Source organism: Tannerella forsythia, from assembly GCF_003860135.1.
In the GTDB taxonomy this organism is placed as follows: Bacteria; Bacteroidota; Bacteroidia; order Bacteroidales; family Tannerellaceae; genus Tannerella; species Tannerella forsythia_A.
In genome coordinates, this window is the sequence record NZ_RQYN01000185.1 from 1 (window position 1) to 304 (window position 304).

Annotated in this window: 1 protein-coding gene; it reads left to right on the forward strand. The window is 40.8% G+C overall.

Going from position 1 to position 304, the window contains the following annotated elements; translation table 11 throughout:
* Positions 1–291 (forward strand): transposase (locus EII41_RS13880; RefSeq protein WP_148091782.1); only part of this gene is annotated, 291 nt, incomplete at its 5' end.
* Positions 292–304: the final 13 nt, after the last annotated feature.

Genomic DNA, 304 nt, shown 5'->3' on the forward strand with positions numbered 1-304 from the left:
GAAGAAGTGGCCTACTACATTTCGTCATTAACAGATCTTTCTTCATTGAAACAGGCTATTCGTGGGCATTGGGCGATAGAGAACAAGTTGCATCACTGTTTGGATGTCTATTTCGGACACGATGCCTCTCACAAGAGAACGAAGAATGTGGCGCAGATTATGGATATCATTCAAAAGATCAATTTACTCATTATAGAGCGACTGAAGACCAATATGAAGTCCTCAATCCCTCGTATCCAAAAGAAACTGGCTCGAATGAAGCCACAACAACTAATCACAATACAATTTTAATGCGTCAACCCTG